This window comes from Arthrobacter koreensis (assembly GCF_035792275.1).
GTDB classification, from domain to species: Bacteria; Actinomycetota; Actinomycetes; order Actinomycetales; family Micrococcaceae; genus Arthrobacter_B; species Arthrobacter_B koreensis_A.
Map to the genome: position 1 here is coordinate 85148 of NZ_JAMWKK010000009.1, position 14911 is coordinate 100058.

12 protein-coding genes and 1 pseudogene are annotated in these 14911 nt (G+C 66.6%); 3 read left to right on the plus strand and 10 right to left on the minus strand.

Going from position 1 to position 14911, the window contains the following annotated elements:
- Positions 1 to 20: 20 nt before the first annotated feature.
- The 5 genes and pseudogenes from NGB94_RS10490 to NGB94_RS10510 form a co-directional block, all read right to left on the minus strand.
- Positions 21 to 1373 carry an MFS transporter gene (locus NGB94_RS10490; RefSeq protein WP_325790573.1) on the minus strand — a complete coding sequence of 451 codons (1353 nt, stop codon included), beginning with the start codon at positions 1371 to 1373 and terminating at the stop codon, positions 21 to 23.
- A gap of 196 nt (positions 1374 to 1569) precedes the next feature.
- Positions 1570 to 2016 (minus strand): acyl-CoA thioesterase, encoded by a 447-nt coding sequence (locus NGB94_RS10495; protein ID WP_325790574.1) that lies wholly within the window; start codon positions 2014 to 2016, stop codon positions 1570 to 1572.
- A gap of 108 nt (positions 2017 to 2124) precedes the next feature.
- Positions 2125 to 3296, minus strand: a pseudogene (locus NGB94_RS10500) (SDR family NAD(P)-dependent oxidoreductase).
- A gap of 92 nt (positions 3297 to 3388) precedes the next feature.
- The gene (locus NGB94_RS10505) at positions 3389 to 4309 is read right to left on the minus strand and encodes a hypothetical protein (RefSeq protein WP_325790575.1); all 921 of its coding nucleotides are present in this window, start codon (positions 4307 to 4309) and stop codon (positions 3389 to 3391) included.
- Between the two features lie 66 nt (positions 4310 to 4375).
- A complete protein-coding gene (locus NGB94_RS10510) occupies positions 4376 to 5464 on the minus strand; it encodes an ATP-dependent DNA ligase (RefSeq protein WP_325790577.1) in 1089 nt (362 codons plus the stop codon).
- Between the two features lie 67 nt (positions 5465 to 5531).
- Here NGB94_RS10510 and folP point away from each other — a divergent pair, with 67 nt between their 5' ends.
- Both folP and NGB94_RS10520 read left to right on the plus strand, forming a co-directional pair.
- A complete protein-coding gene (folP, locus tag NGB94_RS10515; RefSeq protein ID WP_325790578.1) occupies positions 5532 to 6485 on the plus strand; it encodes a dihydropteroate synthase in 954 nt (317 codons plus the stop codon).
- On the plus strand, positions 6482 to 7231 hold the full coding sequence (locus NGB94_RS10520) for a pyrimidine reductase family protein (protein WP_325790579.1): 750 nt from the start codon (positions 6482 to 6484) through the stop codon (positions 7229 to 7231). Before folP ends, NGB94_RS10520 begins: the two co-directional genes overlap by 4 nt.
- Positions 7232 to 7253: 22 nt before the next feature.
- Here NGB94_RS10520 and lpdA read toward each other — a convergent pair whose 3' ends face one another.
- The 5 genes from lpdA to NGB94_RS10545 form a co-directional block, all read right to left on the minus strand.
- The gene (lpdA, locus tag NGB94_RS10525; protein ID WP_325790581.1) at positions 7254 to 8654 is read right to left on the minus strand and encodes a dihydrolipoyl dehydrogenase; all 1401 of its coding nucleotides are present in this window, start codon (positions 8652 to 8654) and stop codon (positions 7254 to 7256) included.
- Between the two features lie 46 nt (positions 8655 to 8700).
- Complete coding sequence (locus tag NGB94_RS10530) at positions 8701 to 10206, minus strand: carboxylesterase/lipase family protein (protein ID WP_325790582.1); 1506 nt, start codon at positions 10204 to 10206, stop codon at positions 8701 to 8703.
- A 186-nt stretch (positions 10207 to 10392) separates the two neighbouring features.
- On the minus strand, positions 10393 to 10638 hold the full coding sequence (locus NGB94_RS10535; protein WP_325790583.1) for a hypothetical protein: 246 nt from the start codon (positions 10636 to 10638) through the stop codon (positions 10393 to 10395).
- Between the two features lie 130 nt (positions 10639 to 10768).
- Positions 10769 to 12406, minus strand: coding sequence for an ABC-F family ATP-binding cassette domain-containing protein (locus tag NGB94_RS10540; RefSeq protein WP_325790584.1), 1638 nt, complete (start codon positions 12404 to 12406; stop codon positions 10769 to 10771).
- 51 nt (positions 12407 to 12457) lie between these two features.
- Complete coding sequence (locus NGB94_RS10545) at positions 12458 to 13981, minus strand: carboxylesterase/lipase family protein (protein ID WP_325790585.1); 1524 nt, start codon at positions 13979 to 13981, stop codon at positions 12458 to 12460.
- 238 nt (positions 13982 to 14219) lie between these two features.
- On the opposite strand from NGB94_RS10545, the gene NGB94_RS10550 reads away from it, so the two are divergent.
- On the plus strand, positions 14220 to 14870 hold the full coding sequence (locus tag NGB94_RS10550) for an SDR family oxidoreductase (protein ID WP_325790586.1): 651 nt from the start codon (positions 14220 to 14222) through the stop codon (positions 14868 to 14870).
- The last annotated feature ends 41 nt before the right edge of the window (positions 14871 to 14911 follow it).

Below are 14911 nucleotides of genomic sequence, written 5' to 3' on the forward strand. Positions count from 1 at the left end.
CGAAGGTTAACAGTGACCGGTCATTCAGCGGTTTGGTCCTGAACCCGCGGCGCGCGTTCCGCTCCGGTCATACTGCTCCGTTCCGCTGCCGCCGCCGCGATGGACCCGGCAACCAGCAGCGCCGCAACGCTGGCACCGACAGCCAGCAGCGCAGGTGTCCAGCTGCCCGAAAAATCATGCAGGGAGCCAAGGGCCACCGGTCCGGCCGCGCCAATCAGGTAACCGCCGCCCTGCACCATTGCGGAGAGCTGACCTGCCTGCCGGCCCGAGCCCCCGAGCCGCACCAGGATCAGCAGGATTACAGTGATGCCGGCGCCCTGGGCCACCCCGCCCAGCGTCACCCAGACAACCCAGCCTGACGGGGCCAGCAGGAGCCCTGCAGGCAGCGCCGCCCAGGCTCCGGAAGTCAGCCACAGCAGGGTACGGACGCGCATTCGCCGGGCCAGCAGGGGAACCGCCAGCGCCCCGGCGATGGCCGGGCCCTGGAACAGCGAAGCGCCCGCGCCCGCCGCGGCCGCATCCAGGTCCAGCAGGTCCGAGAGCAGGGTGGGAAGCCAGGTGGAGACACCATAGAAAGCGAACGCCTGTCCGCTGAAGGTAATGAGCAGCAGCCAGGCCACCGGGCGCCGCCATGCCGCAGACCCGGCGGGCGCCGTGACACCCTGCTTCGGCGTGGGGCTCGGGCCCGTGGCTGCAGCGTCTGCCGGACGGCCGGCGCCGGCCGCAGGACTCCCTGCTTCCTTCGGCCTGGCCCTGCCCAGCAGGAAATCACGCCAGCCGACCAGTCCCAGCCAGGCCAGGGCGGCGGCGATGGCCAGTGTGCTCCAGACCGCCAGGGCGATGCGCCAGCCGAAGGCAGCTGCCAGGGGTGCCGTGAGGATCAGCGTGGTCATGGAGCCGATGTTCATGGCTGCCGTGTAGGTGCCGGTGACCAGCGGAACCCGTGCGGGTGCGAAGTCCCGGCGGATAATCACCGGCACCAGGACGTTCCCGACGGCGATCGACGCGCCAATCACGATCGTTCCCGCCAGTGCCAGGCTGGTTCCCCCGGCGGAACGGAGCAGCGTCCCTGCCAGGATGCCGGCCAGGCATAACGCTATTGCCTGGTCCGGTCCGCCGCGGCGGAGCAATGGAAGTGCCAGGAAGGAGATGATGCCAAAGCAGGCGATGGGCAGGGTGGTGAGGAGGCCCGACGTCTGCACGGACATTCCCAGTTCCGACTGCAGCACAGCCAGGATGGGAGACGGAGCGACGATCGGGCCGCGGAAGTTCAGGGCGATGAGGACGATGCCGGCCAGGGCACCCCAGAACACTCGGCGGGCCGACCTGCTTCGGCCACCGCTGCCGGTGCCTGCGGGACTTTCAGAGTGCATGCTGCGGCAGTTCCTTCGGCTCGGGACAGGCAGCTAACAAGCGTCTGCCTGTCGCGATTCTCTCACCGTCACGGCAGCAGAGAGCGGTAGGCACGCAGCACGCCCCGGGATTGCTGCCCGGGGCGTGCTGTGAGTACCGGACAGGCCGCCTCCGCCGGCCGCCGGCGGAGGCCCGTCCGGCATCAGCCGGTATTGACTAGAACTGCGCCTGTGCCTGCGGCGGGAAAGCCGGCAGGTGGTGCGTGGGCAGCCGGTCACGGTCGAACGTGACGGTGCTGTAACCATGCGGCGCAGGCCGCCCGTTTTCGTCAAGGTTGACGAAGACTATGCGCTCAATCGTCAGGATGCTGGAGCGGGTAATCATGTTCCGCACCTCAGCTCGCATCGTGAGGGATGTCTTGCCGAACTTGGTGGCGCAAAGCCCCATCTCGATGAGGTCCCCCTGCTGGGCGGAGCTTACGAAGTTGATTTCGGACATCAGCTTGGTGACGACCCGCCCGTTGCCCATCTGAAGGATTGCGTAGATGGTTGCTTCTTCATCGATCCACCGCAGCAGCGAACCGCCGAACAGTGTTCCGTTTGCGTTCAGGTCCTCGGGCCTGACCCATTTGCGGGTGTGAAAATTGATGTCGCCAGATTCCATGATTCTCAGGTTAACCCCGCGGAATGGCTGTTTGCGGACGGCTGTGAGGGTGCCCACCGGAGCCTGCCAGACGCGGCACAGCCGCAGGCAAACCTGGAAGCCGGTGTGCTATCCCACACTCCATCCTTCGTCAGCCGGGAGCAGCGCTCCGGTCACGGCGACGGCATCGTCACTGAGCAGGTAGGTGAGGGGTGCAGCAACGGAGGCCGCTTCCAGGTCCGACGGAACGAGGGCCGCAGCAGGCAAAGGCCCCAGTCCGCCGGGGAATCCGTAGTTCGAGTCAAGAGAATTCCGGGTCGGCATTGGAACCACGGCGTTGATCCGTACGCCGCGGGCAGAATAGGTGAAGGCCTCGCTTCGGGTCATGCCGATGGCTGCGTGCTTCGCAGCGGTGTGGCAGCCCCTCCGATCGACCCGCGGAGTCCCGCCTGTGAGGCCAAATTCACCATGGAACCTGCGCCGCGGGAGAGCATGGCCGGGATCACCTGGCGGGAGAGACGGAATGGTCCGGTGACGTTGATACCGAAGATCCGGTCCCAGAGGTCATCGTCCACCTCGTGCAGCGGTTCAACGTCGTCCGAGACTCCCGCGATGAGCGCCAGTCCGTCGATTTCCCTGCCGGCAGCAGCAAGGATCCGCTGGATGTCCGCTTCCCTGCTGAGGTCCGCGACTATGCCGGTGGTTCCGTGGGAAGCCGGGTTTTCGAGGAGCGCTTCCATGCGGAGCGTGTTGAGGTCCACGGCTATGACCCGGGCCCCCTCCTTGGCGAGCCGGAGCGCGGTGGCACGTCCGATTCCGGATCCCGCACCGGTCACTATCACCGTTTTGCCCCGGAAACGCCCCGGGATGATTCCCTCTTTCCAATTCATCGGCGAAGGCGGCGGTGCAGACGGGAACAGGTGCGCCAGCTCAGGGTTGGTCGGGGTTTCGGAGATGCTCTGGTTCGCGGCTTCCACCAGCAGGTCAAGCTGCTCGGCAGTGACGTTCCCCCGGGAAAGGGTCACGATCGATGAGAGCGGCAGGGTCTGGATGGCGTAAAGCGCCCGCACATCGGGGCCGCGCCGTGCCAGGACGTCGGAAAGTATTGCGCGCCCGCTTGGATGTTCGAGCCACTGCGAGATGGGCGATTCAGCGGTGAGCTCATTGGGACTCATGTGAGGACTCATGCGGCATCCATTCGGCGAACGGTCCGCCATGTGCCGCCGGGTCGCGGCTCCGGGCGCAGCAGCGCCTGTTCTTGGCGGTGCAATCCCTTCCTTCACTGTCCCATGCAGGCTCATGCTGCGGACAGGGACGAGGCCTTTTCGAAGGCGGCATGCCCGCGGTTAGTTCGCATAGGACCCTGGCTGCAGCGGCCGGAACTCGAGGGTGCTCATGCCGGCGGGTCGGCATCCGACGGCGGCGGGCTCGCAGGCGGCGGGGACGACGGCGGCGGGCTCGCAGGCGGCGGGGACTGGACCGGATACTGCCCCGGCCCGGATGGGCCCCGCGGATACTGCCCCGGCTGGTACGGTCCGCCCGGCTGGCCGTACGGCGGCCACGCGTTGTCTGGGCCGCCGTAATCGGACCCGGTGTAGGCGCCCGGATACTGGGCACCGTACCCCTGCCCGTAGCCGGGTGCCGGCCGGGGCGGGGTGCGGCGCAGCAGCACGATTCCGCCCACCAGCAGGGCCGCGCCTGCGCAGACCAGGAAGACCGCACCGATCCAGAGTCCGGTGGCAAGAGGGCCCAGCCAGCCGGCCCGGAAACCTGCCTGCAGGTCCGCTGCCACCGGAGCAGCGCCGTCGGCGTTCATGACCACCACGGTCCAGTCCCCGGTCTGCAGGTTCCAGCTCAGCTCCTGTACGCCCGTCCCGCTCGCCTGGGCTGCCCAGAAGTCCTGGTCCCCCGGCGGCAGAGGTTCCGACGCGCCCTGGTACTCACGGTAGGAAACATCGAAGGGTGAGAAGCGGACGTCCCGCAGCTCGCTGTAGGAAACGTCCTGGAGGTAGCGTTCAACGTCCCGGCTCGGCCCGACTCCCATGAACAGGTCGCCGCTGCTGCCTGCTGATTCACCGCGGACAACAGCCGTTCCAACACTGTCTTCGGCGCGCACGCCCATGCCCACCTCGAGGTCAGGCAGCGTGAGGGCGTGGGAGTCCACCTGGTAGATCTCCCGCGGCAGGGTGAAGAAGCCCTCCCTGTCCTGGTGGCTGCTTGCCGCCGAGGCAGCCGCTGCACCCATGCCCATGCCCAGGCCGAAGAGGATCAGCAGCCCGCCGGCAACGATCATGATGATTTTTCCGGCCCGCATGGCACCTCCAGCGTTCAGCCCGTCACGGGATCCCTGGTTTCAGGGTTCGCCGCACCGGCTGCCCTGTCAAGGATTTTCCGCTGCCCCCGGTGCCTGCAGCACGCCGGCGAGGTCATACCGCACCGGCTCGTCCAGCTGTCCGTAGCCGCAGCTTTCCGGGTCCCGGTCGGGCCGCCAGCGCACGAAACTCGGCGGATGCCGGAACCGGGGTCCCTCCATGTGGTCGTAGGCCACTTCCACGACCCTCTCCGGACGCAGCGGAGTAAAGGAGAGGTCCTTGCTGCCGGTCCACCGGCTTCCTTCGGAGCTGCGCGGCGTCCGGGAACCCGGTTCCGGCTCTCCGGCGCTCCAAGGATGGGTCGGCTCCCAGGTCACCAGCGGCTGCAGTTCCTCAAAGAGCTCCTTGCGCCGGGCCATCGGAAACGCACCGATCACTCCTGCGCTGGCGAGGTTGCCGGCGTCGTCATAGAGGCCAAGCAGCAGGGAACCGACGCGGTCCGGCCCGCTCTTGTGCACCCGGTAGCCTGCCACCACGCAGTCCGCCGTGCGCCGGTGCTTGACCTTGGTCATGGCCCGTTTGCCGGGCTCATATGTCCCGTCCAGGGGTTTGGCAACAACACCGTCCAGACCGGCTCCCTCGAACTGCTCGAACCATTCCTGCGCAGTCTCGGAATCCCCGGTCTGCCGGGTCAGATGCAGCCGCCCGCCCGCCGCACCCAGGACCCTTTCCAGTTCACTCCGGCGGACCTGGAAAGGCTCCCCGGTCAGGTCCCGGTTGTCCAGTGCCAGCAGGTCGAATGCCACGAACGACGCCGGCGTCTGCTCCGACAGGAGCGCCACGCGGCTGGCGGCAGGATGGATCCGCTGCTGCAGCTGGTCGAAGTCCAGCCGCTGTCCGTCGGCGCTGATGAGGATGATCTCTCCGTCCACTACGCACTTGCGGGGCAGCCCCTGCCGGAACGCCTCAATGAGTTCGGGGAAGTAGCGGTTCAGGCTGCGGCCGTTGCGGCTGATGACCTCCACCTCATCGCCGTCCCGCAGCACGACCGCGCGGAATCCGTCCCACTTCGGCTCATAGGCATAGCTGCCCTTCGGTATGCCGGCCGCCGGCTTGGCGAGCATGGGCTGGACGGGCAGGGACAGAGGCAGTTCCATGGGCGGGACCTTTCCTGGGCCGGCGGCACACGCCGGGCATGACTGTGCACCACCGTAGGATGCAATTATGAGTCTGAACAGCGCTGCCGGCCGGCGCACCGCATCCGGTGCCGGCCATTTCGATCCTCCGCTTCTCCACCCGGTACACCGGTTGGGGGCGCGCGCGCTGGATTTCCGCCGGCAGGTTGCCCTGATGGCAATCATCAACCGCACCCCCGATTCGTTCTACGATGCCGGGCGGACCTTTGGACAGGAAGCGGCAGTCGCCGCCGCGCTGAACGCAGTGCACGACGGCGCTGACTGGGTGGATATCGGCGGTGTACCGTTCGCGCCCGGTCCGGCGCTGGACGCGGCTGAGGAGGCGGCCCGGATCGTGCCCGTCATCCGGGCGGTGCGTGATCAATCCGACGTCATTATCTCCGCCGACACGTTCCATCCGGCGGTTGCGGAGAAAGCCATCGAGGCGGGCGCAAACGTCATTAACGACACCACCGGCCTGCATGATCCCCAGCTGGCCAGGGTCGCGGCCGGGGCCGGTGTGCACCTGGTGGTTACCCATAGCCTGGCGGCTCCCCGGACTGTCTATCCCCGCCCCCAGTACACGGACGTGGTCACCGAAGTGGCCGGGTTCCTGCGCAGCCGCGCAGAATATGCCCAGGAGCTCGGTGTTGCGCCGGAGAAGATCATCATCGATCCGGGCCACGACCTGAACAAGAACACGCTGCATTCCCTGGAACTGACCCGGAGACTGGCGGAGATTGCCGAGGTTGGATACCCGGTCCTGGCAGCGGTTTCCAATAAGGACTTCATTGGGGAAACCCTTGACGAGCCGAAGCTGGAACGCGTTGAGGGGTCACTGGCGGCAGCCGTGGCGGCGGTCTTCAACGGCGCCCGGATCCTGCGCATGCACAATGTCCGCGCCGCATCCCGTGCCATCCGGATGACCGAGGCGATCCTCGGCTGGCGCGAACCGGTGCGGCTGCGGCACAACATGGGCGACGTGAACGAGCCCGCCCAGTGAGGACGGCGGCCATCTGCCTGGCCGGATCGGACTCGGAGCTCGATGACAGTCAGCTCCTGGACGCCTATGCCTGGCCGGCTGCTTCCCCGGCGGCCAGTCCCTGCTTCCGGTTCAATTTCGTGGCGTCCGTGGACGGGGCCGTCAGCTGGAACGGGCGTTCAGGGGATCTGGGGGACGACGCCGACCGGCGTGTCTTTGGACTGCTCCGTTCCACGGCGGACGCGATCCTGGTTGGCGCAGGAACGGTGCGCGCCGAGGGATATGCCGGTGAGCTGGTTCCGGCGGAAGTCCGGACGCAGCGGACACGGCTCGGGCTGGCAGCCCACCCGGGCATCGCCGTCGTCTCCGGTTCACTGGACCTTGACCCTGGTTCGGACTTCTTCACCGAGGCTCCGGTGCGTCCCCTGATCCTGACCGCAGCCTCCGCGCCGGCCGCGGCGCGCGCGGCGCTGGAACGGGTTGCGGACGTTGTCACGGCCGGCAACGAGACCGTCGAACCCCGGCAGGCGGCCGGCGTCCTGCACCGCCGCGGCTACTCCCGTGTGCTGTGTGAGGGAGGGCCTCAGCTGTCCGGGTCGTTCCAGGCCGCAGGACTGGTTGATGAACTTTGCCTCACGCTCTCACCGGTGTTCGCCGGAGGAAGTGCCGGACGGATCAGTTCAGCAGCCCCTCCGGAACTCACCAGGCTGCGGCTGCGCCACGTCCTGCGCTCAGCGGACACCCTGCTGCTGCGCTACGCCCGCTGAGGACGTGCGCGGGCGGTGGAGATCAGAAGTTGATCATGTGTCCGGTCAGCCCATGGAACGCTTCCTGGAGTGCCTCGCTCAGGGTCGGATGGGTATGCACGTTGCGGGCCAGTTCCGAGGCCGTGAGGTCCCACTTCTGCGCCAGCGTCAGTTCGGGGAGCAGTTCCGAAACGTCCGGACCGATCAGGTGCCCGCCGAGCAGCTCGCCGTAGGCAGAATCCGCGATGAGCTTCACGAAGCCCACCGGCTCCCCCAGGCCGTGCGCCTTGCCGTTTGCGGTGAACGGGAAGGTACTGACCACGACGTCGTGCCCCTCGTCCCGCGCCTGGGCCTCGGTGAGTCCGAAGCTGGCTACCTGCGGCTGGCAGAAGGTGGCCCGGGGCATCATCCGGTAGTCCCCCAGCGGCATGGTTTCCGCACCGGCAATCGTTTCCGCTGCCACTACGCCCTGGGCCTCGGCGACATGGGCCAGCTGCAGTTTCGCGGTCACGTCGCCGATGGCATAAAGGTTGGGGACGCTGGTGCGCATGTAGTCATCAATGGCGATCGCGCCGCGGTCCGTCACCTCCACACCGGTGGTTTCCAGGCCGTAGCCGTCCAGCCGCGGGGCGAATCCCACCGACATCATGACCCGGTCCGCATCGATTGACTGCTGGCTGCCGTTTTTGTCCGTGTACGTGACGGTCACTGAGCTGCCGTTGTCCGCAACCGTCTCGACCTTGGCCGAGGTGTGGATCGGAATCCCCAGTTTCTTGTACTGCTTGGTGAGCTCCTTGGACACGTCCGGGTCCTCATTGGGCAGGGCGCGGTCCATGAACTCGATGATCGTCACGTCCACGCCGTAGCTGCGCAGCACATACCCGAACTCCATGCCGATGGCTCCGGCACCGACGATCACCATCTTCCCGGGCAGGTCGCGGCTGAGGATCTGCGTCTCGTAGGTGACCACGTTCTTGCTCAGTTCAACCCCGGGCAGCAGCTTTACGGAAGCTCCGGTGGCAATGACTGCGTTCTCGAATGTGACCTCCTCGGACTTGCCGTCCGAAAGCGCCACTTCGATGGTGTGGGCGTCCTTGAAGACTCCATGCCCGTCGTACTCGGTGATCTTGTTCTTCTTCATCAGGAAATGGACGCCCTTGACCCGGCCGTCGGCCACCTGCCGGCTGCGGTCGAAGGCGGCTCCGTAGTCGAAGCTCACGTCGCCGTGCATGCCGAACGTGTCCGCCTGGCGCGTGAAGATCTGTGCCAGCTCTGCGTTGCGCAGCAGCGCCTTGGACGGGATGCAGCCCACGTTCAGGCAGACCCCTCCCCAATACTTCTCCTCGATGACTGCAACGCTGAGACCCAGCTGTGCGGCGCGGATAGCGGCAACGTAGCCGCCGGGCCCGGCTCCCAGGAGAACGACGTCGTAATGTGCACTCATGCTGGCTCCTCGATCGTGGACATAGGGCTTGTGGAACAGTACCGGCTCAGATGTAGCCGCGGTAGCCCTCCCAGGCCCGGCGCCGCTCGGGAAAAGGATCGGATTCAATGCGGTCCTCCCGGTCGAAGACCCTTGTATGCCGGTTCTGTTCCTCGTACCGCGGCCAGTCCGCGCCCGGCAGATGCCGGTGGGCCAGGCTGAGCAGGGAACCCTGGAACCGTGCGGACAGTTCGCGCAGTTCATCCATGCCTCCCAGCAGGGAAAGCGCACGCATGGTCCGTTCATTGGTTTCGCCGAACATCACCGGAACGTCGAAGGCATGGGTCGCACCAAAGCCTAGAAGGTTCATGAGCCTGGTGGCGTAGTCGTAACGGTAGATCCAGGTGGGGGCAACCCTGGAATGGCCCTCAGCCACCATCTGGCTGGGGTACCAGAACACGAGGTCTCCGCTGATCTCCACGGACTGGTCCCGGGAAGGGTAGCCGGGGTAGGCAGCCACCACGCGGTCGCGGGCGGCCGGGTCCGTTCCGGCAAACATCCGTTCGATCCGTGCCGGCGTCGAAGGCAGGATGTTGTCCAGCTTGGCAAAGAGTGCACCTTCCTGGGCCATGGTCCCCAGCACCAGGGGTTTGGGCGCCGATTCACCGTCAAGGAAGGTGTCGATTGGGTGGCGGGGCAGGAATTCCCCGTCGATCACAGGTGAGACGCTCAGTGTTCCCGGCTGCTGGACCGGGCCGATCTTCATGGTCATTTTCTGGATGGCGTTCACCAGCTTGCCTGCAGGTATGCGGGACAGCGCCTCGGCCGCATGGGCCTCATCCACGCGGAGGATCTCCAGCAGGTCCAGCGCCCAGCGTTCGTGCATGTCCGGGTAATACGCCCCGGCGGGCGCGGGACTTTGTGCAAAGGCCTTGTGGAACAGCGGCTCCGCGGAGGGAATGCACATCAGTGCGGTGACGGAGATTCCGCCGGCCGACTCCCCGAAGATGGTGACGTTGTCCGGATCACCGCCGAACGCCGCGATGTTCTCCTGGACCCATTGGAGGGCAGCAACCTGGTCCCTGAGTCCGAGGTTTGAATCGAACGGCCGTTCCGGCGTGGAGAAGGAGGTGAAGTCCATGAACCCCAGCGCACCGATCCGGTAGTTCAGGCACACGTACACAACCCCGCCGGTGCGTACCAGGTTGGCTCCGCGGTACGTCCGTACAGCTGAGGATCCGGAGCTGAAGGCACCGCCGTACAAGTACACCAGGACAGGAAGTCCGGTCTGGTCCTGGTCCAGCGGCGCGCTGACGTTAATGCTCAGGCAGTCTTCGCTCATGAGCGGCCTTCGCCGCGAACCTGTCAGGGCAAGGCCGCGGGACTGCGGAGGAATGGCACCGAACTGTGAGGCATCGCGGATCCCGGTCCACGGATCAGGCCGCGCAGGGGCACGCAGCCTCAGCTCCCCCAGGGGCGGCGCAGCGTAGGGAATGCCCCGCCAGGTACGTACACCGTCTTCGACAACACCGCGCACCCAGCCGTCTGCTGTTTCGACTTCGAGTGCTGACATGTCCACGGACATCCCTCACCTGCTTCCGCCGGGCGGCGGGGCCCCGTGAACCTGACCAAGCCGGGCAAAAGGGCTCCCGTTCCGCGCTTATCCACGATAGACCCCTCGCCGCGGCGGAACCAGAGCCGGGGCATGGAAGGTGTCCCCGGGCTGGATTGCGAGGGGAAGGAGTAGCCGGGCGGGTTGCTAGCCCAGCCGCGGGCGGCGGCGCAGCAGGTAGCGGTGGACTGCCACTTCCTTGAGGCAGAGAAGGCCGACGGCGGCGATGTTCAGCTCGATCTTGGCACTGGTATCCCAATCAGTCAGGACGCAGGCCATCCAGACCACCAGGAGTACCGTCACGTCCAGCTTGCGCAGTACGCCAGGGGTCCTGGCTGCCCGCCTCTCCTGAGACCGTGGCTGGACACGCAGTGGTGCGCTCGTCAAAGCCATAGCAACTTCTTTCCCCCGCAATGCGGCGGTACTGCCCGTGAGATAGGCAGTGCCGCCCTTAGAAGACTTTTATCACATCTGCAACAAAAGTCACACACATGTCTACCCCCGGCCGGTGTGCCGGCCCAGCCTACTGCTCTGTGACGGCTCCGTTTTCCACGTGCCACCTGCGGTCCAGCCGGACGTTCTGCAGCATCCTGCGGTCGTGGGTGACCAGCAGGAGCGTGCCGGTGTAGGACTCCAGGGCTTCCTCCAGCTGCTCGATCGCGGGCAGGTCCAGGTGGTTGCTGGGTTCATCCAGGATCAGGAGGTTCACGCCGCGGGCCTGGAGCAGCGCCAGTGCAGCCCGGGTCCGTTCGCCCGGGGACAAGGCACTGGTCCTGGTACCGGTTTGGTCCGCCTTCAGCCCAAACTTTGCGAGCAGGGTGCGCACTTCCCCGGCGTTCATCTCCGGGACACAGGCCTCGAAGGCAGCGGCGAGGGGCTCGTCCGCGGCGAGCTGGGTGCGCAGCTGGTCGATTTCCCCCAGGGCCACTCCCGATCCCAGCGATGCCGATCCGTGATCCGGGTCCAGGGTTCCGCGCAGCAGTGCCAGAAGGGTCGACTTGCCCGCGCCGTTGGGGCCGGTAATGCCTATGCGTTCTCCCGCGTTCACTTGGAGCGAGACTGGCCCAAAGGTGAAACCGCCCCTGGTTACAACGGCCTCATTCAGGACCGCTGCCACCGAACCGGACCGGGGTGCGGCAGCGATCGAGAACTGCAGCTGCCATTCCTTCCGGGGTTCCTCCACTTCCTCCAGCCGGGAAATCCTGGATTCCATCTGGCGCACTTTCTGCGCCTGCTTCTCCGAAGACTCCATACTGGCCCTGCGGCGGATCTTGTCATTGTCCGGAGACTTGCGCATCGCATTCCGCACGCCCTGGGAACTCCATTCACGGGTGGTCCTGGCCTTGGCCACCAGATCCGCCTTCCGCCCGGCGAATTCGTCGTACGCCTCGCGGGCATGACGCCGGGCAACGGCCCGCTCCTCGAGGAAGGAGTCATAGCCGCCGTCGTATACGGCTACCTGGTTCTGCGCGAGGTCCAGTTCCACGATCCGGGTGACGCACCGGGCCAGGAACTCACGGTCGTGGGAAACAAGCACGACGCCGCCGCGGAGGCTGCGGACAAACTCCTCCAGCTTCGCGAGGCCCTCCAGGTCCAGGTCATTCGTTGGCTCGTCGAGCAGGACGATGTCGAACCTGCTCAGTAGCAGGGCGGCAAGGGCTGCACGTGCTGCCTGGCCGCCGGAGAGGCCCGTCATGAGTGCATCCGGGCCCACCTCCAGCCCAAGCTCGGCCAGCACCGCAGGCATGCGCTCTTCGAGGTCTGCGGCACCGGACGCCAGCCAGGTGTCGAGTGCGGCGGCGTACTCGTCCTGAGCCTGCACTGATTCAGACCCGAGTGCTTCCGCGGCGGCTTCCATTGCCGCTGTGGCAGCAACGGCGCCGGTCCGGCGGGAAATGTAGGCGGCGACGGTTTCCCCCGGAACGCGGTCATGCTCCTGCGGCATCCAGCCCACAAAAGCATCCGTCGGGTGGCGTTCCACGGTGCCGTCAAAAGGTGCAGCGGCCCCTGCAAGAAGTGCGAGCAGCGTGGACTTCCCGGCGCCATTGGCACCGACAATCCCAACGACATCCCCGGGCGCAACGGTGAGCGAGAGTCCGGAGAAGAGGACGCGGTGGGCGTAACCGCCGGAAAGACTGCGGGCAACGAGGGTGGCGGTCATGCCTTCAATCTTATGCGGCTCCCGGCTGGTTGCCGGACCGGCAGGGGCCGCCTAGCGGTAGCCCCGGTAACCGGTCCAGGCCTGCCGCCGAACCGCCCGGGGATCGAGCTCGATCCTGTCGTACCGGTCAAAGATCTTGGTGCGCCTGGAGGTTTCGTCATAGCGGGGCCACATGGGACCCGGCGCGCCGGTCCGGGCAAACCGGAGCAGCGCCGACTGGAAGCGGTGCCCTACGTTCCTCGCCGTGCGGCGGTTGCCCATGCTGAGCAGCATCCGTCCCGTGCCGGCGTCGTAGTTCCCGAAAACCGCCGTGAGATCCAGTCCGTGGGTGGCGCCCAGACCGGCCGCGCGCGCTGCCCTCGGTGCGTAGTCGAACCGGTAGAACCAGGTTGGGGCGTGCTCAGCGTGGGCCTGTGCGGCCTGCACGCTGGGATACCAGAAGACTGCGTCTCCGCCCAGCTCCACTGCCTGTTTCTTGTGCGGATAGCCACGGTAGGCCGCTGTGACCCGTCCGCGGCTCGCAGGGTCCGTCAGGTCGAACATCCGCTCGATCCGTTCCTGCGAGGTGGGCAGGATGTCGTGGAGCTTGTCGAAGAGCGTGCCTTCGTTGTCCATGGTGCCAATCACCATGGGGACGCGGGAGGCACACCCCGCAGCCAAAGCCTCCAGCGGGTGCAGCGGCAGGAAGGATCCATCCACAACCGGCGCCAGGCTGAGTGCGCCGGGCATGGTCTCCGGCGTGATCCTGTTGCTGAGCTCATCCGCTGCTTTCACGAGTTTGGACGCCTCCAGGCCCGAGAGCGCCTCGGCGGCACCTCCGGGTTCGGTGCCCAACAGGGCGAGGAACTCTCCCGCCCACCGGGACGCGAGGTCGGGGCCGTACGCCGCCGCCGGGGCAGGACTCTGCAGGAATGTGCGGTGGAAGAGGCCGTCCGCGGCCGGGACGCACATCAGCGTCAGCGCTGACATGGCGCCGGCAGATTCACCGAACAGTGTGACGTTTTCCGGGTCTCCCCCGAAGGCTGCAATGTTCCGGCGCACCCATTCCAGGGCGGCCACCTGGTCTGCCAGGCCCACGTTGACGTCGAAGCTCCGCTGGGACGTCGAATAGGCGCGGAAGTCCATGAATCCAAGCGCGCCCAGCCGGTAGTTCATCGAGACGAACAGGACGTTGCCGTCGGCGGCCAGCCGTGTGCCGTCTACCAGGTCCATGGCCGCCGAACCGGTGCTGAACGCCCCTCCATGGATGAAGACCAGCACCGGAAGCGGCGCAGCGGACGGCTGGGCCGGGGCGGTTACGTTGATTCTCAGGCAGTCTTCGCTCATCGGTGTCCTGGGGCCGGCTCCGGGGAGGAACCGCCGGACCTGCTGCGGTGCCCACGGCCCAAATCCGCCGGCTTCCAGGACGTCCTGCCAGGGTTCAGGCCTGCGCGGCAGGCGCAGCCGCAGCTCCCCGACCGGCGGCTGCGCATACGGTATGCCGTGCCAGGTCCTGGTGGTGCCGGTACTCCGGCCGCGAACCGGACCTTCGGTGGTCTGGACAGTGAGATCAGCTTCCGCGGTGGCAGTAGACATGGAGGTCCTTTCACCTGTGCGTGCCCTCAGGAAATGGCATGGGGTGCCCGGGCACTTTCGAATACTAGTGCCCACCCTGCGGCGCAGGCCATCCCCACAGCCCGAACGGCGCTGCCTTTGGTCTGCATCGGCACCCGCCCTGCCGCCGGCGGGGTTTCAGCCAGCGGCAGAACGACCCCCCGGCGGAACCATCAGTATGCTTATGCTTCCTGTACGTACCCCCGATGAGAGGAGCAACATGGCACGCGTGGCAATTATTGGCGGACACGGCAAAGTGGCACTGCAGCTGGCAAAGGACCTCGCTGCGAACGGGCACCAGGTGTCCTCGCTTTTCCGGAATCCGGACCACGTCTCCGAGGTAGCCGCTACGGGCGCCGAACCGGTGGCAGCCGACGTCGAGAAGCTCGACGCACAGGAAATCGCTGGCCTGCTGAAGGGACATGACGCCGTCGTCTGGTCGGCCGGCGCGGGCGGCGGATCGGCCGAACGCACCTATGCAGTGGACCGCGACGCGGCCATCCGCTCCATGGAAGCCGCCGAACAGGCCGGCGTGAAGCGGTACGTCATGGTGTCCTACATGGGAGCAGGCAAGGACCACGGCGTCGATCCTGACAATGGTTTCTATGCCTACGCCGAGGCGAAGGCGGCAGCCGATGAGCATCTGCGCCGCAGCAGCCTTGACTGGACCATCCTCGGTCCCAGTGCACTGACTGACGACCCCGGCACCGGCCGCATCAGCATCGGCCCGGGCCAGGACGGAAGCGTGTCCCGGGCCGATGTCGCCGCGGTGGCAGCCGAGGTACTGGAGCAGCCGGGAACGGTGGGCAAGTTCATCGAGTTCATCAACGGACAAACCCCGATCCGCGAAGCAGTGAGCTCCCAGGCCTGACCGAAGGACGAAAAGGGCGGGTACGGCAGCAGCGCTGCCGT

Coding starts and splice junctions, on each gene's coding strand:
- NGB94_RS10490 (WP_325790573.1), bottom strand. CDS start 1,373: ATGCACTCTGAAAGTCCCGCAGGCACCGGCAGCGGTGGCCGAAGCAGG.
- NGB94_RS10495 (WP_325790574.1), bottom strand. CDS start 2,016: ATGGAATCTGGCGACATCAATTTTCACACCCGCAAATGGGTCAGGCCC.
- NGB94_RS10505 (WP_325790575.1), bottom strand. CDS start 4,309: ATGCGGGCCGGAAAAATCATCATGATCGTTGCCGGCGGGCTGCTGATC.
- NGB94_RS10510 (WP_325790577.1), bottom strand. CDS start 5,464: ATGGAACTGCCTCTGTCCCTGCCCGTCCAGCCCATGCTCGCCAAGCCG.
- folP (WP_325790578.1), top strand. CDS start 5,532: ATGAGTCTGAACAGCGCTGCCGGCCGGCGCACCGCATCCGGTGCCGGC.
- lpdA (WP_325790581.1), bottom strand. CDS start 8,654: ATGAGTGCACATTACGACGTCGTTCTCCTGGGAGCCGGGCCCGGCGGC.
- NGB94_RS10530 (WP_325790582.1), bottom strand. CDS start 10,206: ATGTCAGCACTCGAAGTCGAAACAGCAGACGGCTGGGTGCGCGGTGTT.
- NGB94_RS10535 (WP_325790583.1), bottom strand. CDS start 10,638: ATGGCTTTGACGAGCGCACCACTGCGTGTCCAGCCACGGTCTCAGGAG.
- NGB94_RS10540 (WP_325790584.1), bottom strand. CDS start 12,406: ATGACCGCCACCCTCGTTGCCCGCAGTCTTTCCGGCGGTTACGCCCAC.
- NGB94_RS10545 (WP_325790585.1), bottom strand. CDS start 13,981: ATGTCTACTGCCACCGCGGAAGCTGATCTCACTGTCCAGACCACCGAA.
- NGB94_RS10550 (WP_325790586.1), top strand. CDS start 14,220: ATGGCACGCGTGGCAATTATTGGCGGACACGGCAAAGTGGCACTGCAG.